Here is a 20,960-nt window from a genome sequence, read left to right as displayed (position 1 = left end):
GTCGGCAGCGCTCTATCGCTCGGGGCGTTCCACCCGGAAGGATTGAATGCGGATCCGTCCCTGGACGACAACTTCGGACCGATCCGCATCTGCCGTTTCCCGGCTGGCCTCGGGCGGTTCCGTCAGTTCGCCGCCCTGTCCCGCGCCGGGTCCCTTCCATCCTTCCGAGCGCCACGCCGCCTGCTGCTCGTCGAGATCCAGCACGCCTTCCTGGTCAAGAATGCCGACGACGGTCCCGACTTCGGACGCGTCGCATTTCACGATGACGACGGTGCCGCCCCGGATCACACCCTCTGCATACGCATGAGCATCGGAGCGCGACACGCCCAGATCCTCTAGGAGAGGCGCCAGGTTGTGCGGGGTCGTCCAGATGTCGATGGCGTTCGCCGGAATGCCGGCCTGCTTCAGGCGGCTTGCCGCGTCGTTGGCATGATGCTCGCCGTGAAAGAGGGACGTGACGGTCTTGGTCATCGGGTCGATCCCTTTTAAGGGCTGCGCGATGCGCTCGGGCGTAGGACCCTGAAGGTCCATCCGGGCGCGGTCGGCTTCCATCAATGTATCACGCCGCAATCGCCTCCACCATCGACCCGGAATGGCCATGGCGGGCGTCTCGCCAACCGAAGCTTGGCCTTTTTCGATCCACCCGGACACAATTCCTGCCGGAGTTAACGGATTAACGACGACTTCCGGCGAAATCTGGCGGAGATCGTCGCCCGAGAGCTCGGATCGAAACCCGTTGTGCCCGCTTATATGATCATTTTTCTCAGCATCCTGACGGCGACGATGGGGATCATTGGCGTCGCGTTCCTCTTCGCGCGGGGTTACGACGACGATCTCGCGAGAGCCGAGGGCGATCTGGCGAACCTCGCCCTGTCCCTTCAGGAGCGGACGGATGCCGTCTTTCAATCCATCGAGAACGTCCTGCGGGACGTGGTGGGCCGGATCCCGCAGAACTGCCTCCAATCGCATGAGTTCGACGGGTTCGCGGCCTCGCAGGCCACGAAGGCCGTTCTGGTCGGCGCGTGCCATTCCCTGTCCCAGATCGTCCGCATCGACTTCGTCAATGCCCGGGGGCGGATCGTAGGCTCCTCGTCGCCGCGACCGATGTCCGATCCGATCTATGTCAGGGACACGTCCTATTACCGCGCCCTCGCGACGGATCCGTCGCTCACTCTCTATCTGGGCGAGCCGATGCGGATCCTCGCCACCGGCAAGAAGGTTCTGTCGCTTGCCCGGAAGATCGAGGATTCCGAGGGCAAGTTTCTCGGCCTCGTCGTGTCCACCATCGATCTCGGCCATTTCGAAAGGGTCTTCAAGGACCATCTGAGGACCCTTTCGCTGGCGATCACGCTGTATCGGCGCGACGGGATCATCCTCACCCATTGCCCGATTTCCGAGCGCGCGCTCGGGCGCCGCATCTGGCGGCCCAACACGCCCCTGCAGCGTCTGATCGGCAAGAACGTCCCGACCATCATCCGCGATGTCAGCTGGATCGACCGCAAGGAGCGGGTGGTCGCGCTTCACCCGCTCGCCCATTATCCGGGCGGCATCGCGGTGAGCCGCACCGTGGCGGAACTCATGGCGGGACGGCGGCTCGAAAGCCGCCTGATCGCGTTCTTCGCCTACATGATGGATATCGGGATCGAGGCGGCGAGCCTGCTCGGCCTTCGGCACGTGAGAACCGGCATCCTGCGGGCGGCCAGCGAGAGCTACCTGTCGCGTCACGATGTCCTGACCAAGCTCCCCAACCGGCTGCTCTTCGTCGAGAACCTGAAGCGGACATTCGCCGCCGCCCAGCGCTCCAATACGGACTTCGCGCTGCATCTCATCGATCTCAACCGGTTCAAGGACATCAACGACAATCATGGTCACGGGGTCGGGGACGAGATCGTCCAGGCCGTCGCGCGACGCCTGCGCGAGCGTCTCCGCAAGACCGATTTCATCGCCCGCATCGGCGGCGACGAGTTCGCGATCATCCAGCGGCCGATCCGGAACCGGCAGCAGGTCGTGGATTTCATCGCGACGATCCAGGCCGCCATGCAGGTCCCGTGCACGGCCAGCAACACGGAGATCGAAATCGGCCTGTCCATCGGCGCCGCCATCGCGTCAACCGACGGCAAGACCTCGAACGATCTGATGAAGGCCGCCGATGTCGCGCTCTATGCGGCCAAGTCGGATACGAGCAGCAGCTACCGGCTCTACGACGCGGACATCAAGGATACGAGGGCGGAGCGCCGCGCCCTCGAGGGGGCCCTGAGGAACGCCCACGACAATGGCGAGTTCGAGCTGTTCTACCAGCCGATCCTCGACCTGGCGACCAACCGGATGTGGGGCTGCGAGGCCCTGGTGCGCTGGAAGCACCCGTCGAAGGGGATGATCTCGCCGCTGCAATTCGTTCCGGCCGCCGAGGAATCGGGCCTCATCGGCCCCATCGGCGACTGGATCCTCGAGGATGCCTGCGCGACCGCCATGTCCTGGGAGCAGCCGCTGAAGGTCGCGGTCAATCTCTCGCCGGTGCAGTTCAGGAACCGGGACGTGTTCGCCAGCGTCAAGAAGGCCCTGGACATCTCCGGCATGCCGGCCCAGCGCCTCGTCCTGGAAATCACGGAATCCGTCAAGCTCACGGAGGAAGCCACCGCCACCCTGAAGCGGCTCAAGGCCCTGGGCGTCTCGATCGCCCTCGACGATTTCGGCACCGGCTATGCCTCGATGAGCTATCTGAGAAGCTTTCCCTTCGACAAGATCAAGATCGACCAGTCCTTCGTGCGCAGCATGCTCGACTCGTCCGACAGCCGCGCCATCATCAAGGCGACCATCGGCCTTGCGAAGGACCTGAGAATGAGCACGACGGCCGAGGGCGTCGAGACGGAAGAGCAGCTCAATGCGCTGCGCCTGGCCGGCGCCTCCCAGGCCCAGGGCTACCTCATCGCCAAGCCCATGCCCCGCGAGGCCATTGCAGCCTTCATCGCCGACGCCCAGAAGCCCCAGCCGAGGACGCGGGACGAGCAGGAGGGCGTGCGGGCGGTCGCTTGAGCACTGACCTGAAGCCGATGACGGGGCGTGCTCAGCCCTGAAACAGAGCACACAAATGCAACACTCCTGTTGATTTTCGCGATATCGTTAAGAATTTAAGCCTCGCTGCATTGACACTTAGCCTCGGTGTCGAGCAGGTTCCGCAACGGAAATTGAGCTTATCGGCTCAAGATTTGCCTGCCGATACCTGCATCGTAGCGGGCAATTCCCAATATGTGAAACGTAATTACGAGATGCGCCCTTGGTCCACCGGCTCCGAGAGGATCCATATCCGATGGGGCACGCAGAAGGTGAGGGGGCAGCGATGGCTTACAGGACAATTGATTTCGAGGGCCCGGTCACGGATCCAGACGGGTCTGATGGCGTCGTCGTGGTCGGCGGATTGCGGTTTGCCGTCTTCGCCGAAGGGAACTGGTCTTTCAACGTCAGTAGCGGTCGCCTGAGCTTTTCCGAAGATCCTGCTTATGCCGGCAGCCAGTTCAGGATCGAAGTCACCAGCGTGACGGGCGGGGCGCTCCAGTTCAACGACTTCATCATCAACTATCAGGCGGACCCGTACAATGTGAACGGCTGGCCTCCGTCCCTGAATTTCGGCGGCATATCGATCTCAGATACAGATTTGCTCCAAAATTATTATTGGAACGGGCAATGGAGCTACAAGCACCAGATCGACGGATACCCGATGCCGGCGTCCGGCGTCATGCAGAAGCTCGTGATTACGGATAACGCCGCCCCGGAGAGCACGCAGAATCCTTATTCGAGCTTCTGGCTCGACAACTTCGTCGTCGACACGGATTTCCCGCCACCCCCGACCGCTCCGGTCGTCGTCTCCGTTTCTTCGCCCGATGCGAATGAGGGCTACAAGGCCGGCGACGTGATCACCGTGACGGTCACCTTCGACCAGGCGGTCGACGTCAGCACGGCGGGTGGGGTGCCGACGCTGCTTCTCGAGACCGGCACCACCGATCGCACGGCCACCTATGTCAGCGGCGGCGGCAGCAATACCCTGACTTTCGCCTATACCGTGCAGGCCGGCGATACCAGCGCCGATCTCGACTATGCGGCCAGCAACGCGTTGCAGTTGAACGGCGCCAGCATCAAGCTCGCCGGCAACTCGCTGAACGCCACCCTGACGCTTCCGGCTCCCGGCGCGGCCGGCTCGCTCGGTGCGAACAAGGCCATCTTCGTCGATACCATCGCGCCCACGGTGAGCATCACCAGCAACGTGGCGTTCCTGAAAGCCGGCCAGACGGCAACCATAACGTTCACCTTCAGCGAGGATCCGGGGACGAGCTTCACCGCCGACGATCTCGTGATCTCCGGCGGGACCCTGTCGGGGCTCTCAGGCTCGGGCAATGTGCGTACGGCGACCTTCACGCCGAATGCGAACAACGACAGCGGCAGCGCCAGCATCACGGTCACGGCCGGCTCTTATACGGATTCGGCCGGCAATGCCGGTGCCGCCGGCGACACCCCGTCGATCACCTTCGACACCAAGGCACCCACGCTGAGCATCACCAGCGACAAGCCGTTCCTTAAAATCGGCGAGACCGCCATCATCACCTTCACGTTCAGCGAGGACCCGGGCGGCACCTTCACCTGGAGCGGCAGCAGCGGGGACATCGTGGTCGCCGGCGGCACCCTGTCTGCGCTCTCGGGCTCGGGTCTGGTGCGGACCGCCGTGTTCACGCCGAATGCGGACACGAACAACGGCAGCGTCAGCATCACGGTCCCGGGCGCCTCCTATGTGGATGCTGCCGGCAATGCGGGCGCCGCCGGCACCACTCCGTCCCTCGCCTTCGACACCAAGGCGCCCGCTGCGCCGGCCGTGCCGGATCTGTCGGCCGCCAGCGACAGCGGCGTTTATAATTTCGACAACATCACCAACAACAACACGCCGACCTTCTTCGGCACGGCCGGCGCCGTCGAAGGCGGCGCGACGGTCATCCTGTACGATTCCCAGGGCAATGCGATCGGAAGCACGACGGCCCTGAGCGACGGCAGCTGGTCGGTGACGACCAGCGTGCTGTCTGAGGGGACGCACACGATCACCGCGAGGGCGACCGACGCTGCCGGCAATAACAGTCCATTGTCCGGCAGCCTGTCGGTGACGATCGACCGTACGGCGCCGGGGGCGGTCACGAGCCTGTCGTTCTCGAACGACACCGGCTTGTCGAGCAGCGACTTCGTGACCAACAGCGCGACGCAGACCATCCTCGGCACTCTGGACCGCCCCACCCAGGCGGGCGACATCGTCCTTGTCTCGCTCGACAACGGTCTCTCTTGGGACTTCGCCCAGAATATCCCCGGCAGCACGAACTGGAGCCTGAACGGCGCCTTGCTCCCGGGCAGCAACACCCTGCTGGTCAGGGTCGAGGATGCGGCCGGCAACAGCGGCCCCGTGTTCTTGCAGGACTATGTGCTCGACACCACCGCCCCTGCGAACACCGCAGTCAGCGTCGCCTTCTCGGCCGATACCGGCACGTCGTCGGCGGATCTCATCACCAGAACGGCGGCGCAGACCCTCGCCGGCACGCTGTCGGCCGATCTCGAGCCCGGCGACACCGTCTACGTCTCCTTGAACAACGGCGCGACGTGGACCGCCGCTCTCACGAACGTCAACTCGCGCGCGTGGTCTCTGACCGGGCAGACGCTCACCGGCAGCGACACGCTGATCGTGAAGGTCACCGATCGGGCCGGCAACGACAGCGTGGTCCTGTCGCGCGCCTACGTGCTCGATACCACGCCGCCGTCGACCACCGTCGACGGGGTGGTGCTCTCGGCCGATACAGGCGTCTCGAACACCGATCTCGTCACCTCGGTCGCGGTCCAGACCGTGTCCGCAACCCTGTCCAGCGCGCTGGCCGCGGGCGATGTTCTGTGGGGCTCGGTGGATGGCGGCCAGACCTTCGCCAACATCACCTCCTTGGTCAGCGGGACCTTCCTGCAATGGACCGGCGTGACCCTGGCGTCCGGGAACAACACGCTGCAATTCATGGTGACGGACGTGGCCGGCAACAGAGGCCCGGTCACCAGCCTGACCTACGAGCTCGATACCGGCGCTCCGGCGGCGCCGAGCCTATCCCTGGCCATCGACGGGGGCCTCCAGGGCGACGGACTGACCAATTCCGGCGTCGTCACCGTCGTGGGCCTGGAGAGCGGAGCTTCCTGGCAGTACACCACCGATAACGGCCAGAGCTGGACGACCGGCACGGGCACCAGCTTCACCCTCACGGGGGATGCGCTTCATACCGTCTCCGTGCGCCAGACCGACGCGGCCGGCAACGTCTCGCCGGTGTCGGGCGCGCTCAGCTTCACCCTCGACAGCCAGCCTCCGACGGTCGCGATCACGCTGTCCTCCGACCATCTGGCCGTGGGTCAGAGCGCCGTGGTCACCTTCACCTTCTCGGAAGCGCCGGTGGGCTTTGCGGCCGAGGATGTGACGGTGGAGAACGGCACGCTCTCCAATCTGGCGGTGTCGGCAACCGATCCGCGGGTCTACACCGCCACCCTGACCCCGAACGGAAACCAGGCCACCAGCCACAACCTGATCACGGTCGGCACCGGCTGGAGCGACGCCGCCGGCAACGCACCGGCCACCGCCGTCGCCTCGCCGCCCTACAGCATCGACACGCGCCTGACCGACGGCCTGAGCGTCGTGGAGACCCCGGTCACCTATCCGGACGGCAGCACCGGCCGGATGCTCACGATCCCGGTGGTGACGGAAGGGCGCGGCGAGTCGGAGGGAGTTCCTGGCTATGCCGACATTCCGCTTGTGACCTCCGGCGGGCGCACCATGCTGCTGGCGCAGCTTCCGGTGGGCTACGGTCTGCAGGTCACGGGCCCGTCCGCGCCGAAGACGGCAGGCTCGTCGCTCGCCGACCTGATCCGGGAGATCCAGGCTCATACCCAAGCGGGCTCGACCGATCAGAGCCAGCTCGCAGGGGGCGGGGCGGGCTTCCTCGGCGGCCTCGGCGCCGACACGCCGCTGATCGTGCAGACGATCACGCCCACGATGGCGCCCGGCAGCATGGCCGCCCCGGGCCAGCCCCTGGTGATCAGCGGCACGCCGACGCTCCCCGGCCAGCCGATGACGGCTCTGGTGATCGACGGCAGCGGCCTGCCTTCCGGCACGCATCTTCAGCTCGACAACGTCGACTTCGCCGTGGTGATCGGCAACGTCACGCTCACCGGCGGCGCCGGTTCGCAGGTGGTGTTCGGCGACGGCGCCAGCCAGCATATCGTGCTGGGCGCGGACGACGACACGCTGCACGGCGGCGGCGGCGACGACTACATCGGCTCGCATGGCGGCAACGACTGGCTCTACGGCGATGACGGCAACGACACCGTGTCGGGCGGGGAGGGCCACGACTGGCTCTTCGGCGGCTCGGGCCACGACCTCCTGGAGGGCGGCCTCGGCCATGACCGGCTCGAGGGCGGCACCGGCCACGACCGGCTGTGGGGCGGGTCCGGCCACGACACGCTGCTCGGCGGCGACGGCAACGACAGCCTGTGGGGCGGCACGGGCCACGACCGGCTCGACGGCGGGTCCGGCAACGACGTTCTCAACGGCGAGGCGGGCAACGACCGCATCACCGGCGGGCTCGGCCGCGACAAGATGTGGGGCGGATCCGGCCGGGACGTGTTCGACTTCAACGCGGTCCAGGACAGCAAGGTCGGGTCGCAGCGCGACGTGATCTACGACTTCCAGTCCGGGCGCGACAGGATCGACCTGCGCGACATCGACGCCAACACGCTGCGCAAGGGCAATCAGAAGTTCGCCTGGACGGGCGCGGACGCTCCGTTCCTGTTCTCCAAGGAGAGCACGCACTTCCTCAAGGCCGCCTTCACCGGCACGGCCGGCGAGCTGCGCTACGACCGGGGCCTTCTGATGGGCGACGTCGACGGCGACGGCCGGGCCGACTTCCAGATCAAGATCGTCGGCAGGTTCACCTTCAGCGACGTGATCCTTTGACCATGGCGGCCGGGTGGGGCCTGCTCCACCCGGCTCCTTCCCCGCTCCCCCGTCCTCGCGTCCGCGGCCCTGTTCCGGAGATCCCCATGAAGCGCCTCGTGTTGTCCCTGTCCGTCCTGATCGCCGGCCCGGCCCTGGCCGCCGACCTGCCGCGCCCGGCGGTGCCTGCGATGGCGGCGCCGGCGGCGATCGGCTGGAGCGGGTTCTATGCCGGCGTGCACGGGGCCTGGATCGGCGACGGCGGCGAGGCGGAGCGCACGGGCGTGCTGGGCGTGAGCCCGGATGCGCTGCCGACGCGGGCGGGCCTGAGCGGCTCCGGCCCCGGCGGCGGGGCGCAGCTCGGCTATCTGTGGCAGTTCGGCGCCGTGGTGGCGGGCCTGGAGGCGGACCTGACCGCGATGGACGTGGGCCGCAGCCGCAGCGGGATCGCGACGGACGGCGGCTTTGGCGTGCGCACGGACCTGAGTTCGCAGATGAACTGGTTCGGGAGCGTGAAGGGCCGGGTCGGCTTGACGATGCCGAGCCTGCTGCCGATCGTGCAGGAGACGCTGGTCTATGTGACGGGCGGCCTGGCGGTGGCGCAGGTCGACCGGGAGGCGCGGATCACGGTGAGCCCGCCGGGCGCGGGCCCGCAGGCGAGCGGCGACGACTGGACGACGGGCTTCGTGGTCGGCGCCGGCTCGGAGCACCGGCTGACCGAGACGATCTCGCTCAAGAGCGAGACGCTGTACTACCGGCTGCAGGATGAGACGCTGACGCTGGCCCGCGCCGGTGATCAGGCGAGCTATCGCTTCAGGAACGACGGCTGGATCAGCCGCGTCGGAATCAACGTCCGGTTCTGAGAGACAATCCCTGCAAGCATTCCGGACCGATCCCGAGGGGCATTTCACTTTCGGGGGCGATGCTCTAGGTTCAACCATAAAGGGTGACTTGGAGTCGCCCGGTCAAGAGCATCCGGAATGCCGCATCTACTCGCCGAACAGTGCCGCGCCGCCCGCGGACTTCTGGACTGGACCCAGGAGGAGCTCGCCGCGCGGGCGGAGGTCTCGCGCAGCACCATCCGCGATTTCGAAAACGGTCGCCATCATCTCCACTCGACGACGGCGGCCCTGGTTGTGGCGGCCCTCGAGCGTGGCGGCGTGATGCTGATCCCGTCGGACGAGGCCGGTCCCAGGGTGCGGCTTCGCAAGCCCATCGCCTGACTCACCTTTTCGGAGGGATCAGGTCCTCCACATCGTCGGCCGACGGAACGTTCCTGGAACCCTCCGTCCTGTCGCGGTAGAGGGAAGCCCTGGCGAGCAGCATGAGGGTCACCGGCGTGGTCAGCGTGACGAACACGGCGATCAGGATCTCATGAATGACGGGCTTTGCCTCTAGCACGCTGAAGCAGAGGGCGGACGCGGCCAGGATGCAGCCCATGCCGAAAGTCGTGCCGAGCGTGGGGGCATGGACCCGGGCGTAGAAGTTGCCGAGCCGCAGGAGCCCGACCGAACCGATCAGGGTGACGGCCGCGCCGAGCAGGACGAGGAACGCCGTCAGCAGGGCCGCCCAGGCCGGAAGTCCTTCCGCCATGCTCATTCGATCACCTCTCCGCGCATGAGGAACTTGGCGAGCGCCACGGTCGCGACGAAGCCGAGGAGCCCGATGATCAACGCCGCCTCGAAATACAGGCTGCTGCCCGCGCGGATGCCGAAGGTCACCAGCAGCAGCATCGCGTTCACGTAGAGCGTGTCGAGGCCAAGGATCCGGTCCTGCGCGCGCGGGCCGACGACGAGCCGGTAGGTGGCGCAGCACATGGCGAGGCCGAGAAGGACCTGGGCGCCCGTGACGGCCCACCCGAGAATGACGGCACTCATTCGAAGATCTCCATCAGCAGCCGCTCGTAACGGCCCTTGATGAGCCGCAGCCAGACGGTCTCGTCGACCAGGTCCAGCACGTGCAGCAGAAGGGTGCCCTTGGCGGTGTCGTAGTTCACCCAGATCGTCCCGGGGGTCGACGTGATGATGATGGACAGCACCGCGAGTCCGTGTCGGCTGCGCATGTCCAGCGGGATCGTCATGAAGCCGGCATTCAGGCCCGGCTCGCGCGAGCGCACGATGATCTTCCCGACGGCGAGGTTCGAGCGCAGGATGTCGACGAAGACCATGCCGGCCAGCCGCAACACAGCCCCGGGACGGCGGATGCGGGGCTTCTCGGGCCGCCGGGCCGCCATGACCCAGGAGGCGAGGACCGCCAGGACGCTGCCGAGGACGAGCTGGCCGGGCGAAACGCTCTGGTTCAGCAGGAGCCACAGGGCGAGCAGAGCGGCCGACAGGAGCGGATAGGGCAGGAACCACCTCATGGGCGAGCCTCCGCGGCGCCGTCGCCGGCCTTCGGGGGCGAGAGCACGCCCGACATGTAGCCCTGAGGCGCCTGCAGGGCCTGGGCGGTCGCCTCCATGTAGCGCATGGCCGGACCGCCGCCGATGGTGAGGCCCAGCGCGAGCAGCAGGAGCGCGACGACCGGGGCCATCTCGATGATCCGCACCCGGGGGACGCTGTCGCTCATGCGGGCCCAGAAGGACGTGATGCCGCTTCGGGTCATGGCGATTAGCGTCGCCAGCCCCGATACGGTCAGGAGGGCGATGAGCACCCAGGCCGAGGCCGGGACCGAGGCGCCGTTCGTCTTGAGCATGGCGGCCATCATGCCGAACTTGGCGACGAAGCCCGACAGGGGCGGCAGGCCCGCCAGGAGCAGCGCGCAGGCGATGAAGCTGCCGCCCAGGAGCGCGATGGTCGCGGGGATCGCCACGCCGATCTCAGCCTCGAGCTCTTCGTCGCTGTCGCCGTAAACCTCCATCGTCACGGCCAGCACGTCGGCGCCGGGATCGCGCAGGCGCTCGACCAGCTCGACGAGCAGGAAGAGGGCCGCGATGCCCAGGGTGGAGCTGACGAGATAGAACAGGGCCGAGCCGATGACGGATCCGTTCCCCAGGCCGATGGCGGCCACGAGAGTTCCGGACGAGACGAGGACGCTGCAGCCCGCGAGGCGCGGCAGGGATTGCGAGGCCAGCACGCCGACCATGCCGAACACGATGGTCAGCATGCCGCCCATGAGCAGCCAGTCTCCGCCGAACCCGGCAAGGGAACCGGCTTCCGGGCCGAACACCAGGCTCCACAGGCGCAGGATCACATAGACGCCGAGCTTGCTCATGATGGCGAACATGGCGGCGGCCGGCGCGGCGGCGGCGGCATAGGTGGTCGGGAGCCAGAAGTTGAGCGGCCACGTGCCCGCCTTCATCAGGAAGGCGGTGCCGAGGATCGCCGCCGAGGCCGCCAGGAGCGACGCGTCCCCCGGCGCTAGGCCCGGAACGCGGCTCGCCAGATCCGCCATGTTGAGGGTGCCGGTCACGCCATAGGCGAGGCTGGCGCCGATCAGGAAGAGCAGGGAGGCCGTGAGGTTGATGGCGATATAGGCAAGGCCCGCCCGCACGCGGGCTTTCCCGTCCCCGTGCAGGACGAGACCGTAGGACGCGGCGAGGAGAACCTCGAAGAACACGAAAAGGTTGAAGAGGTCGCCGGTCAGGAAGGCGCCGTTGAGGCCCATGAGCTGGATCTGGAAGATCGTATGGAAGCGCGGCCCCGCACGATGCCAGCGCGCGAGCGCGTAGAGCAGCGTCGCGAGGCCGAGCACGCTCGTCAGCACGAGCATGAGGGCCGAGAGCCGGTCGAGCACCAGCACGATGCCGAACGGGGCCGGCCAGTTGCCGAGCTGATAGGTGCGAAGCCCCGTTCCCGGAGCCGTCTCGTCGGCCTGCTGCAGCAGGACCAGGGAGACGATCAGCAGGATCACCGTCGTGGCGATCCCGATCCCGCCCTTGAGAGAGCGGCTACGCTCCTCGAGGAGCAGCATCAGCGCGCCGGAGATGAGCGGCAGCACGATCGGCACGATGATCAGGTGGTCCATCGCGTCCTTCATCGAACGTCCTCGCGTCCGTCCACGTGATCGGTCCCCGTGAGGCCCCGCGAGGCCAGCAGGACGACGAGGAACAGGGCCGTCATCGCGAAGCTGATGACGATGGCGGTCAGGACCAGCGCCTGCGGCAGCGGGTCGGCGTAGAGCGCCGGATCCACGGCCTCGACGTTCTCCAGCACCGGCGGCGCTCCGACGCGCAGCCGGCCCATGCCGAAGATGAACAGGTTCACCGCGTAGGAGACGAGGGACAGGCCGATGATGACCTGGAACGTGCGCGGGCGCAGCAGCAGCCACACGCCGGAGGCGGTGAGAATGCCGACCGCGAGGGCGAAGATGAGTTCCATCATGCATTCTCCTTGGTCAGGTCGGGCGTCGCGGCCGGGACGGGCGGCCGGGCGGCGCGCGGGACGCGGAGCGATTGGTGCGCCAGAGCGATCAGGATGAGCACCGTGGCGCCGACCACGACGGCGAAGACGCCGAGATCGAACAGGAGCGCGGAGGCGGCGGGAACCTTTCCGATGACCGGCAGGTCCAGATACTGGAAATGCGAGGTCAGGAACGGGTAGCCGAAGAGCAGGGCGCCCAGCCCCGTGAAGGACGCGCAGAGCAGGCCGAGGCCCATCCACCGGATCGGCAGGATTCTCAGCCGCGCCTCGATCCAGCGGGTGCCGCCCGCCATGTATTGCAGGATCAGCGCGATCGACATCGTGACGCCGGCCGCGAAGCCTCCGCCCGGCAGGTCGTGGCCGCGCAGGAAGAGGTGGATGGCCACGATACCGATGACCGGAAACAGCCATTGCATGACGATCGACGGGATCGTCAGATAATCCGCCAGCGTGTCGCCGACCGACCGGTCCGGCCGGGCGGTGTCGTAGGCGTCCTGGACCTGCTGCTGCTCCGGCGCCTCGACGCTTTCCGGCGCGGGGCGGAACCGGCGCAGCAGGGAGAAGACGGTGACGGCCACGACGGCCAGGACGACGATCTCTCCGAAGGTGTCGAAGCCGCGGAAGTCGACCAGGATGACGTTGACGATGTTGCGCCCGCCGCCCTCCGCATAGGCGTTCTCGACGAAGTAGCGCGAGACGGTGTCGGGAAGCGGCCGCGTGAGCATCGCATAGGCGATCAGCGACATGCCCGCGCCGGCCGCCACCGCCAGCATCAGGTCCCGGGCGCGGCGCATCCTCGCGCGGATTCCCATCTCCAAGCCGTCGCCCGCCGTCTCGATCCGCTTCGGCAGCCAGCGCAGGCCGAGGAGGATCAGCACCGTCGTGACGATCTCGACGAGGAGCTGGGTGATGGCGAGGTCGGGGGCCGAGAACCACACGAAGGTGATGCAGGTGACGAGGCCCGCGCCGCCGACGAGGACGAGGGCGGCGAGGCGGTGGAACTTGGCCTGATGGGCCGCCCCGATGGCGCACAGGCCGCCGACGATCCAGAGCAGGAGAAAGGCCGGGTCGAACGCCATGTCGGGCCGGGCGCCGACCTCGAGCCCGTGCCGGTAGAGCGGCCAGAGGGCGGCGACGACCGCGAAGGCGACCAGCAGGCGCAACTGCGGCTGGAGGCGCTGCGTGCCGAACACGCGTTCGAGCGACCGCGCCCATCGCCACGATACCTCGACGAGAACCCGCTCGAAGATGCGCTGGCCCTTGAGGCGGCGCACCAGCGGCGGGCCCTCGATGCCCTTGGCGAGATACCCCTGCAGCATCCAGTACAGGATGATGCCGCCCGCCAGGGCGATCACGCTCATGAGCAGGGGCTCGTTGAAACCGTGCCAGACGGCAAGGCTGTACTGGGGCGTATCCGCGCCGAGGACCGCCCAAACCGCCGCCGCCAGGAAGGGCTTGATGGTCATGGCCGGAAGGATGCCGACGAGCAGGCACACAAGAACCAGCAGCTCGATGGGAAAGCGCATCCAGTGCGGCGGCTCATGCGGCGTGCGCGGCAGGTCGGTCGGGGGCGGGCCGAAGAACACGCCGTGAATGAAGCGCAGGGAATAGGCGACGCTGAAGGCGCTCGCCAGCATGGCGAAATAGGGCAGGGAATCGTCGAGAAGCGAATCGACGTGGGACTCCGCCGCCTCGGCGAAGAACATTTCCTTCGACAGGAAGCCGTTGAGGAGCGGCACGCCGGCCATGGCGGCGGCCGCCACCATGGCGAGGGTCGCGGTGATCGGCATGAACCGGAACAGGCCGCTCAGGCGCCGGATGTCGCGGGTTCCGGTCTCGTGGTCGATGATGCCAGCGGCCATGAACAGCGAGGCCTTGAAGGTCGCATGGTTCATCGTGTGGAAGATCGCCGCGACGGCCGCAAGCGGGCTGCCGAGGCCGAGGAGCAGCGTGATCAGGCCGAGATGGCTGATGGTGGAATAAGCCAGCAAGCCTTTCAGGTCCTGCTGGAAGATGGCCGAATAGGCGCCGAGCAGCAGGGTGCTGAGGCCAGCCGTCACGACGATGTAGAACCAGGCTTCCGTGCCGGACAGCACCGGCCAGAGCAGGGTGAGCAGGAACACGCCCGCCTTCACCATCGTGGCGGAGTGGAGATAGGCCGAAACGGGAGTGGGCGCAGCCATCGCGTGCGGCAGCCAGAAATGGAACGGGAACTGGGCGCTCTTGGTCAGGGCTCCCAGCAGCACGAGGATCAGGGTCGGGAGATAAAGACTGCTGGCGCGGACCTGGTCGCCGGACGCGAGCACCTTGTCGAGATCGTAGCTGCCCACGATGTGCCCGAGCAGGAGGATGCCGACGAGCAGGCACAGGCCGCCCGTGGCCGTGACCGTGAGCGCCATGCGGGCGCCGTCGCGCGCGCTGGCGTTGTGGTGCCAATAGCCGATGAGCAGGAACGAGAAGAGGCTCGTCAGCTCCCAGAAGAAGACCAACTGGATCAGGTTGCCCGAGAGCACGATGCCCAGCATGGCGCCCATGAAGGCGAGCAGGAAAGCGAAGAAGCGCGGCACCGGATCGGCCGGGGACATGTAGTAGCGGGCATAGAGCGCCACCAGGAAGCCGATGCCGGTCACCAGCATGGAGAACAGCCACGTGAAGCCGTCCATCCTCAGGCTGAAGTCCAGGCCGAGGGACGGGATCCACGGGATGGTGGCGTGCAGGACGCCGCCGCGACCGACCGCGGGATACTGGAAGGCCGTCAGAACGGCCCCGCACAGGGCCACGGCTCCGGCCAGGAAGGCCGCGCCGTTACGTGCGTCCTGACGCAGAAAGGTGGCGACGAGGCTCCCGATGAAAGGAAGGGCGACGATGGCCAGGAGGGGCAGGCCACTGGACATGGGTGGGGCGGTCTCCTTCCGGGTGGGGAGCGGGGCAAAACTCCGGCTTTTGCGCGATATCGCCCAATATGGTTGACATCACTGCCGGGTTGCAAGAGCTTTGCCGAAAAAATCACGGCAGGGCGACGGCGCGACACCGCCTTGCCTGAAACATGACGCCCGTTCTTATATGGCGCGTTTCCAAGCGCGCTGGACGCCTTTTCGCGATTTTCTCCCGTCTCGTTCCCATTTGACGCAGGAGGCGCCTCCCAGCCACCGCACCCGCGATGCCTCCGTACCCGCCGGGCTGCCCCAATTCCGACAGCCGCCGCCTGCATGATGACGGCCCAGGTTGCGCGACAGAGGCCCGGATCGGCCTCGCGCGGCGGAGGTGCACCATGAAACGGAGGCCTGTCCTGGTCGATCTGGCCCTTCAGGGCGGGGGCTCTCACGGTGCGTTCACCTGGGGTGTGCTGGACCGGCTTCTCGAGGAGCCTTGGCTGCGCATCGCGGGCATCTCCGGCACGTCGGCCGGCGCGATGAACGCCGCCGTGCTGGCGGATGGCTGGCTCGAAGGGGGCGCGGAGGGCGCGCGCCATGCACTCGACCGATATTGGGAGCGCGTGTCGCGGGCCGCGGCCTTCAGTCCGCTGCAGCGGTCGCCCCTGGACCGGCTCATGGGTCGCTGGACCCTCGACACGTCCCCGGCCTATGTGGCGATGGACCTGACCTCGCGCCTTCTCGCACCATCCGACATCAACCCCTCCGGCTTCAATCCGCTGCGCCACATCCTGGCCGAGAGCATCGATTTCGAGCGCCTGGGCGCGTCGCCGATCCAGTTGTTCGTCACGGCGACGAGCGTGCGAACGGGGCGCGGTCGCATCTTTCGCAATGGGGAGATCACGCCCGACGTGCTTCTGGCGTCCGCCTGCCTGCCCACGATGTTCGCCGCCATCGAGATCGACGGCGAGCTCTATTGGGACGGAGGCTATGTGGGCAATCCCACCATCACGCCGCTGGTGCGCGAGACCGACGCGAACGACGCCATCCTGGTGCAGATCAACCCGCGCGAGCGCAAGGAGATGCCGCGCACGGCAGCCGACATCCTCAACCGCCTCAACGAGATCTCCTTCAACTCTCCCCTGATGAAGGAACTCCGGATGATCGCGCTCCTGCGCCAGGTGGCGGATCCCGGAACGGGCGAGGGCGCGCGCTGGGCGCGGATGCGGACGCACCGGATCAGGAGCGACATGCTCGCCGGGTTCGGCGCGTCGTCGAAGCTCAACGGCGAATGGGAGTTCGTGTCGATGCTGCGGACGGAGGGGCGCCGGGCCGCGAGTGAATTCCTGGAGACCGGCGCCGACGATATCGGCAAGCGTTCCACGGCGGACCTGGATGTCCTGCTGGCGGAGTGCTGAGGCCGGCGCATCCGATCCCTCCGCAATGAACGAAACTTGAGTTGCAGATGGGATCGGGACATCATCCGGTCTGCAGGCGAGAACCCGGACTTGCCGTCCCTCGAACTCGACGCAGCGCCGACAACGACAGGCGGCCGCCGAGGAAGCATGACTCCTCGACGCATAAGCCCAACCGGGAAAGACCACATGGATCGGCCGCAGGTTCCCTCGGATGCAGCGCAGCGCACACCCTCTCGTCCCGGGTCGATGCATTGGCCGTTGATCACCCTCGTGGTCCTGGCCCTGCTGGGCGCGATCTACGCGGCCGAGGCGGTCATCGCGCCTTTCGCCTTCGCGCTGTTCCTGATCGCGCTCGTCTGGCCGCTCCAGTTCCGGCTTCAGACCTATATCCCGCGTCTCCTGGCCCTGGCCGTCAGCATCCTGTTGCTCGTGGTGGCCTTCAGCGGCTTCGCGTCGCTCATCGTCTGGGCGTTCAGCCGCGTCGGGCGCTGGATCCTGGGCAACCTGGGCCGGTTCCAGGAACTCTACAACCAGACGGCGTTCTGGCTCGAGGAGCAGGGTGTCGCGGTAGCGAGCCTCTGGGCTGACCACTTCAACATCGGCTGGCTCGTGGGCCTGACGCAGAAGCTGACGAGCCAAGTCAACACGACCCTGAGCTTCTGGCTCGTCGTCCTCGTCTATGTCATCCTCGGCCTCCTTGAGGTCGAGGCGACGGCCCGGAAAGTCGAGGCTCTCCCGAACCGCCGCATCGCGCGGGTCCTGCTGGCCGGGAGCGCGGAAACCGGCGTGAAGATCCGGCGCTACATGGTGGTGCGGACCCTGATGAGCATTCTCACCGGCGCGCTCGTCTGGGCCTTTGCGGTGCTCTTCGGCCTGCCGCTCGCGCAGGAATGGGGCGTGATCGCCTTCACGCTGAACTACATCCCGTTCATCGGCCCGTTCATCGCGACGCTTTTTCCGACCCTGCTCGCCATGGTCGAGTTCGACACGTGGCAGGCCGTCATCGTGGTCTTCGCCTGCCTGAACGTCATCCAGTTCGTGGTCGGCAGCTATATCGAACCGCGCCTGTCCGGAAGCGTGCTGGCCATGTCTCCTTCCGTGGTGCTGTTCTCGATCTTCCTCTGGACGTTCCTGTGGGGCCTGCCGGGCACCTTCATCGGCCTGCCGATCACCATCGCGGTTCTCACCTTCTGCGCCCAGGATCCATCGACCCGGTGGCTGGCGATGCTGCTCGGTCCGCCGGAGGAGACGGAACTGCTCCTTCCCGACCGGTCGCGTCCGGAAGCCTGACCTCGACGCGCTCAGGGGAGGCGAGTTTCAGCGCGCTGTCGCTGACCGCGAGGGTATGAACGAAGAACGAGACGCTGCCGTTCTGCGGCGCGTTCATGACCGGAGAGGACGCGGAGACGATCCGCACGCCTGCGCATTGTCCGATCCATTCGGTGTGCCGGTGCCCATGGAACACCACGATCCGGTCGGCGAAGGAGCGAAGCTGCCCGATGAACCAGGTTCCGTTGATGAGAGCCGTGCCGATGCGCTCGGAGAACGCTTTCGCGGGCGTGGGATATTCCACCAGATGATGATGCAGCGCCACGATCCAGCCGGCGCGCGGGTAGAGATTCATCGCGGCCGCCAGATCCTTCGCGTGGAGGGCCGAGATCAGGCCGAGCGCATTCGTGAAGGAGAAATGCGCCTCCGCGTTCGAGTTGAGGATCAGCACGCCCAACCCGTCCTCGGTCGTCGGCGGAACGACCATGGGAAACACGTCGTCCCAGATCCGGGTCAGCCGGATGGACCGGCGGATGCCGCCGTCGTCCGCGAAGGCCGCGATGTCGTCGCGATGCGGCGCGAGCCGCTCGCTCAAGCTGGGGCCGAGGCGGCCGGTCCCGGTGTCGAAGCAGAGAACCCTGCCGCCGTGCAGGGCCTCCATGACGGAGAGCGTGCGCAGTTGGCGCAGGCGCTTGCCGGGGCTCGTCGGCAGCTCGAGCCGCGCCGGATTGGCGCGGTCGACCACGTTCACGTCATGGTTGCCGGGAAGGATCAGCAGGCGCTCGGCCAAGGCGGGATGATCCGCAACGGCCTCCATGAACTCCGCCCATTCGCCGGAGCGGCCGGCGTCGGTCATGTCGCCGGTGATCAGAACGAGGTCCAGGGGCTGGCGCCCATGGACCGCGTCCAGCCTGTCCAGGACATGGCGCATCCGCTCGTTGCCCCGGGGTCCCATGCGCCCACTCTCGATGCGAAAGCCGTAGCGATCGCCGACCGCATGGAGATCCGACAGGTGCGCGACGCGCCACGTGCGTGACTCGGACGGGATGTCGTCGAAGGCCATGAGATCGGCCGGTCGTCCCAGGGCCGCATCGGCCACGGCCCACACCAGGGCCGCCCCCGTGACGTAGCATCCGATGATGACGGCCGCGTTGGCGAGGGCCGGCACGATCAGCTGGAGCGGCGCCAGGAGGTCCCTCGCGTCGCCGACCCAGCGCGACGCGGGCCAGGCGAGGACGACGAGCGAGCACGCGAGGACGCTCACCAGAAGGCCGCCGCCGAGGGCGGCGATTGCGTAGAGGCGCGTCAGCCGACGTGGCCGGAGATCGGGGGCGAGCTTGCCGGCGATGTGCCGCAGCCCTTCGCGGAACAGGGTATAGACGGGCTGGACGGCCAGGGCGTTGAGCGACCAGAAGCTTCGTTCCGCCGCGCGCACCACGGTCCTGCCGCCGAACCAAGCGAGGGCTGCGAGACCGGCAAGGATGAGCAGCGGCCAGAAGCCGGCAAGCGCCGTCGCCATCTGCCCGGTGAGCTTGGCGGCCCATCCCAGGACTACCAGGGGCGCGAGCCCCAGAAGAACGGCCGGAAGGCCGATCAGCATGATCCACGCCAGGATGAGCTTCGGAATGCTGATTTCCGCCAGGAGCCGCCCGCCGATGGCGACGAGCGACCGGCTCTTGGTGCTCGCGAGGTCGTCCTCCACGTCGCCCCTGCGCGGATCGATCAGGAGGGGCGACGGAGAAAACGGAGCCGGCTCCTGCGTCGTCCCCGTCGGCTGGGTGAGCTGAGACTTCGTCGCCATGGCCATCTCCCGCCGCCTGAAAAGGCCGCGCGGCCATCATAAGCGTCGCCTGCGCAAAGGAGAATGGCGCCTGCCGGATCAGGCGCTCCAAGGAACGCAGCAATCGCGGCCTTGCTGCTTGGCCCGGTAGAGGGCCGTATCGGCGCGCGCCACCAGAGCGTCCGGACAATCCACGTCCTCCGGGCCGATGGTCGCGAGCCCGATGCTCGTCGTCAGGCACCCGCCGATGCCGCCCGGATGCGCGATCCTGGCCGAGGCGAGGGAATCCCTGACGGCCCGGGCGACCGCCAGGGCTCCGGCCCCGTCGGTGTCCGGCAGGACAAGGGCGAATTCCTCGCCCCCGTAGCGCGCCGCGAAATCGTCCGGTCGCCCGGTCGCTTCCGACAGGATTTTGGCAAAATGCCGGAGCGCCTCGTCGCCTGCCGGATGCCCGGCCCGGTCGTTGAGGATCTTGAAGAAATCGAGATCGAAGAGCAGGAGGGACAGGGGCTCCCGCGTGCGCTCGAGCCGGCGCCACGCCTGATCGAGGGCGGCATCGAAGGCACGCCGGTTCGCCAGGCCGGTCAGGCCGTCGGTCGTGGAGGCCCGTTCGAGTTCCCGGTTGAGCCGCCAGAGTTCGAGTTCGTCCATGGCAATCGCCCCGAGATCCTCCAGGGGAGACAGGTTGAACCCGTCCGCGTCCTGCGGCTCGCGCTTGAGGATGCACAGCGACGCGACGGCGGCGCCGTCATCCGTCACGAGCGGCACGCCGGCGTAGAATCGAAAGGGCAGGAGGGGAACGACCGGATGCCCCTCGAGTCGTGAATCGGCCTTCATGTCCCCGATGACGAGAGGTTTTCCAGACGCGATCACGAGCTGGCAGACGGACCGGTCCCGCTCGATCCAGGAGGCGAGGCCCTCACCCTGGATCGACTTCATCCATTGATAGCGGTCGTCGATGAAGCCGATGAACGCGGCATCTGCTTCGTAGAACTGGGCAGCCAGACGCGTGATGCGGTCGAACCGCTCATCCGGAGACGTGTCGAGGATCCCGCAGGAATAGAGGAAATCGAGCCGCTCGGCTTCGTTGGTCGGGGGCTGTGGCACGGCAAACACTTCAAAGTTCCTGTCAGGTCGCAAGGTAGACCAAGCTGCCGTCTCCTATCTCAGCATGGCTCATGGGGCTACTGTGGCTCGGACGGATCCTGCGGAAAAAGCCGGATCGCATGCGGCGTAATTATGTGTCGTCGCGCTCAGGCTTCAAGCCGGACG

The 20,960-nt window shown here is 67.1% G+C and carries 15 protein-coding genes; 6 read left to right on the top strand and 9 right to left on the bottom strand.

Features of this window, described 5'->3' with window-relative positions:
* Positions 1–12: 12 nt before the first annotated feature.
* The gene (locus tag H0S73_RS15930; RefSeq protein ID WP_181053066.1) at positions 13–552 is read right to left on the bottom strand and encodes a hypothetical protein; all 540 of its coding nucleotides are present in this window, start codon (positions 550–552) and stop codon (positions 13–15) included.
* A gap of 198 nt (positions 553–750) precedes the next feature.
* Between H0S73_RS15930 and H0S73_RS15925 the strand changes: the two genes are divergently transcribed.
* The 4 genes from H0S73_RS15925 to H0S73_RS15910 all read left to right on the top strand — a co-directional run bounded on the left by H0S73_RS15925 (position 751) and on the right by H0S73_RS15910 (position 9,210).
* Positions 751–3,033 carry a bifunctional diguanylate cyclase/phosphodiesterase gene (locus H0S73_RS15925; RefSeq protein WP_181053065.1) on the top strand — a complete coding sequence of 761 codons (2,283 nt, stop codon included), beginning with the start codon at positions 751–753 and terminating at the stop codon, positions 3,031–3,033.
* Between the two features lie 304 nt (positions 3,034–3,337).
* Positions 3,338–8,008 (top strand): Ig-like domain-containing protein, encoded by a 4,671-nt coding sequence (locus H0S73_RS15920; protein WP_181053064.1) that lies wholly within the window; start codon positions 3,338–3,340, stop codon positions 8,006–8,008.
* A gap of 2 nt (positions 8,009–8,010) precedes the next feature.
* A complete protein-coding gene (locus H0S73_RS15915) occupies positions 8,011–8,850 on the top strand; it encodes an outer membrane protein (protein ID WP_246388960.1) in 840 nt (279 codons plus the stop codon).
* 117 nt (positions 8,851–8,967) lie between these two features.
* Positions 8,968–9,210: a helix-turn-helix transcriptional regulator gene (locus H0S73_RS15910; protein WP_181053063.1), complete on the top strand. Its 243-nt coding sequence runs from the start codon at positions 8,968–8,970 to the stop codon at positions 9,208–9,210.
* 1 nt (position 9,211) lies between these two features.
* Here the strand turns inward: H0S73_RS15910 and mnhG are convergent, their stop codons facing one another.
* From mnhG to H0S73_RS15880, 6 genes are read right to left on the bottom strand one after another with little or no spacing between them, the layout of a single operon-like run.
* A complete protein-coding gene (mnhG, locus tag H0S73_RS15905; RefSeq protein WP_181053062.1) occupies positions 9,212–9,586 on the bottom strand; it encodes a monovalent cation/H(+) antiporter subunit G in 375 nt (124 codons plus the stop codon).
* The gene (locus H0S73_RS15900) at positions 9,583–9,864 is read right to left on the bottom strand and encodes a K+/H+ antiporter subunit F (RefSeq protein WP_181053061.1); all 282 of its coding nucleotides are present in this window, start codon (positions 9,862–9,864) and stop codon (positions 9,583–9,585) included. The genes mnhG and H0S73_RS15900 overlap by 4 nt, the downstream gene beginning before the upstream one ends.
* Entirely contained in the window at positions 9,861–10,349 is a 489-nt protein-coding gene (locus tag H0S73_RS15895) for a Na+/H+ antiporter subunit E (RefSeq protein WP_181053060.1), read from the bottom strand. Before H0S73_RS15895 ends, H0S73_RS15900 begins: the two co-directional genes overlap by 4 nt.
* A complete protein-coding gene (locus H0S73_RS15890) occupies positions 10,346–11,965 on the bottom strand; it encodes a monovalent cation/H+ antiporter subunit D (RefSeq protein ID WP_181053059.1) in 1,620 nt (539 codons plus the stop codon). The genes H0S73_RS15895 and H0S73_RS15890 overlap by 4 nt, the downstream gene beginning before the upstream one ends.
* Positions 11,962–12,306 (bottom strand): Na+/H+ antiporter subunit C, encoded by a 345-nt coding sequence (locus tag H0S73_RS15885; RefSeq protein ID WP_181054363.1) that lies wholly within the window; start codon positions 12,304–12,306, stop codon positions 11,962–11,964. Before H0S73_RS15885 ends, H0S73_RS15890 begins: the two co-directional genes overlap by 4 nt.
* Entirely contained in the window at positions 12,306–15,242 is a 2,937-nt protein-coding gene (locus H0S73_RS15880) for a monovalent cation/H+ antiporter subunit A (RefSeq protein ID WP_181053058.1), read from the bottom strand. The genes H0S73_RS15885 and H0S73_RS15880 overlap by 1 nt, the downstream gene beginning before the upstream one ends.
* Before the next feature lie 377 nt (positions 15,243–15,619).
* Here H0S73_RS15880 and H0S73_RS15875 point away from each other — a divergent pair, with 377 nt between their 5' ends.
* Both H0S73_RS15875 and H0S73_RS15870 read left to right on the top strand, forming a co-directional pair.
* Positions 15,620–16,639, top strand: coding sequence for a patatin-like phospholipase family protein (locus tag H0S73_RS15875; RefSeq protein WP_181053057.1), 1,020 nt, complete (start codon positions 15,620–15,622; stop codon positions 16,637–16,639).
* Positions 16,640–16,885: 246 nt separating this feature from the next.
* Positions 16,886–17,929 (top strand): AI-2E family transporter, encoded by a 1,044-nt coding sequence (locus H0S73_RS15870; RefSeq protein ID WP_425488228.1) that lies wholly within the window; start codon positions 16,886–16,888, stop codon positions 17,927–17,929.
* Here H0S73_RS15870 and H0S73_RS15865 read toward each other — a convergent pair.
* Positions 17,823–19,709, bottom strand: a complete 1,887-nt coding sequence (locus tag H0S73_RS15865; RefSeq protein ID WP_181053055.1) for a metallophosphoesterase family protein — start codon at positions 19,707–19,709, stop codon at positions 17,823–17,825. The genes H0S73_RS15870 and H0S73_RS15865 overlap by 107 nt on opposite strands.
* Before the next feature lie 78 nt (positions 19,710–19,787).
* The gene (locus H0S73_RS15860) at positions 19,788–20,795 is read right to left on the bottom strand and encodes a sensor domain-containing diguanylate cyclase (protein WP_343058385.1); all 1,008 of its coding nucleotides are present in this window, start codon (positions 20,793–20,795) and stop codon (positions 19,788–19,790) included.
* Between the last annotated feature and the right edge of the window lie 165 nt (positions 20,796–20,960).

The sequence above is a fragment of the Microvirga mediterraneensis genome (genome assembly GCF_013520865.1).
Classification (GTDB): domain Bacteria; phylum Pseudomonadota; class Alphaproteobacteria; order Rhizobiales; family Beijerinckiaceae; genus Microvirga; species Microvirga mediterraneensis.
This window is presented reverse-complemented; position numbering and strand designations above follow the sequence as displayed.

What these genes read in the sequence shown, in the direction of transcription:
- H0S73_RS15930 (WP_181053066.1), bottom strand. Translation starts at nt 552, where the DNA reads ATGGAAGCCGACCGCGCCCGGATGGACCTTCAGGGTCCTACGCCCGAG.
- H0S73_RS15925 (WP_181053065.1), top strand. Translation starts at nt 751, where the DNA reads ATGATCATTTTTCTCAGCATCCTGACGGCGACGATGGGGATCATTGGC.
- H0S73_RS15920 (WP_181053064.1), top strand. Translation starts at nt 3,338, where the DNA reads ATGGCTTACAGGACAATTGATTTCGAGGGCCCGGTCACGGATCCAGAC.
- H0S73_RS15915 (WP_246388960.1), top strand. Translation starts at nt 8,011, where the DNA reads ATGGCGGCCGGGTGGGGCCTGCTCCACCCGGCTCCTTCCCCGCTCCCC.
- H0S73_RS15910 (WP_181053063.1), top strand. Translation starts at nt 8,968, where the DNA reads ATGCCGCATCTACTCGCCGAACAGTGCCGCGCCGCCCGCGGACTTCTG.
- mnhG (WP_181053062.1), bottom strand. Translation starts at nt 9,586, where the DNA reads ATGAGCATGGCGGAAGGACTTCCGGCCTGGGCGGCCCTGCTGACGGCG.
- H0S73_RS15900 (WP_181053061.1), bottom strand. Translation starts at nt 9,864, where the DNA reads ATGAGTGCCGTCATTCTCGGGTGGGCCGTCACGGGCGCCCAGGTCCTT.
- H0S73_RS15895 (WP_181053060.1), bottom strand. Translation starts at nt 10,349, where the DNA reads ATGAGGTGGTTCCTGCCCTATCCGCTCCTGTCGGCCGCTCTGCTCGCC.
- H0S73_RS15890 (WP_181053059.1), bottom strand. Translation starts at nt 11,965, where the DNA reads ATGAAGGACGCGATGGACCACCTGATCATCGTGCCGATCGTGCTGCCG.
- H0S73_RS15885 (WP_181054363.1), bottom strand. Translation starts at nt 12,306, where the DNA reads ATGGAACTCATCTTCGCCCTCGCGGTCGGCATTCTCACCGCCTCCGGC.
- H0S73_RS15880 (WP_181053058.1), bottom strand. Translation starts at nt 15,242, where the DNA reads ATGTCCAGTGGCCTGCCCCTCCTGGCCATCGTCGCCCTTCCTTTCATC.
- H0S73_RS15875 (WP_181053057.1), top strand. Translation starts at nt 15,620, where the DNA reads ATGAAACGGAGGCCTGTCCTGGTCGATCTGGCCCTTCAGGGCGGGGGC.
- H0S73_RS15870 (WP_425488228.1), top strand. Translation starts at nt 16,886, where the DNA reads ATGCATTGGCCGTTGATCACCCTCGTGGTCCTGGCCCTGCTGGGCGCG.
- H0S73_RS15865 (WP_181053055.1), bottom strand. Translation starts at nt 19,709, where the DNA reads ATGGCGACGAAGTCTCAGCTCACCCAGCCGACGGGGACGACGCAGGAG.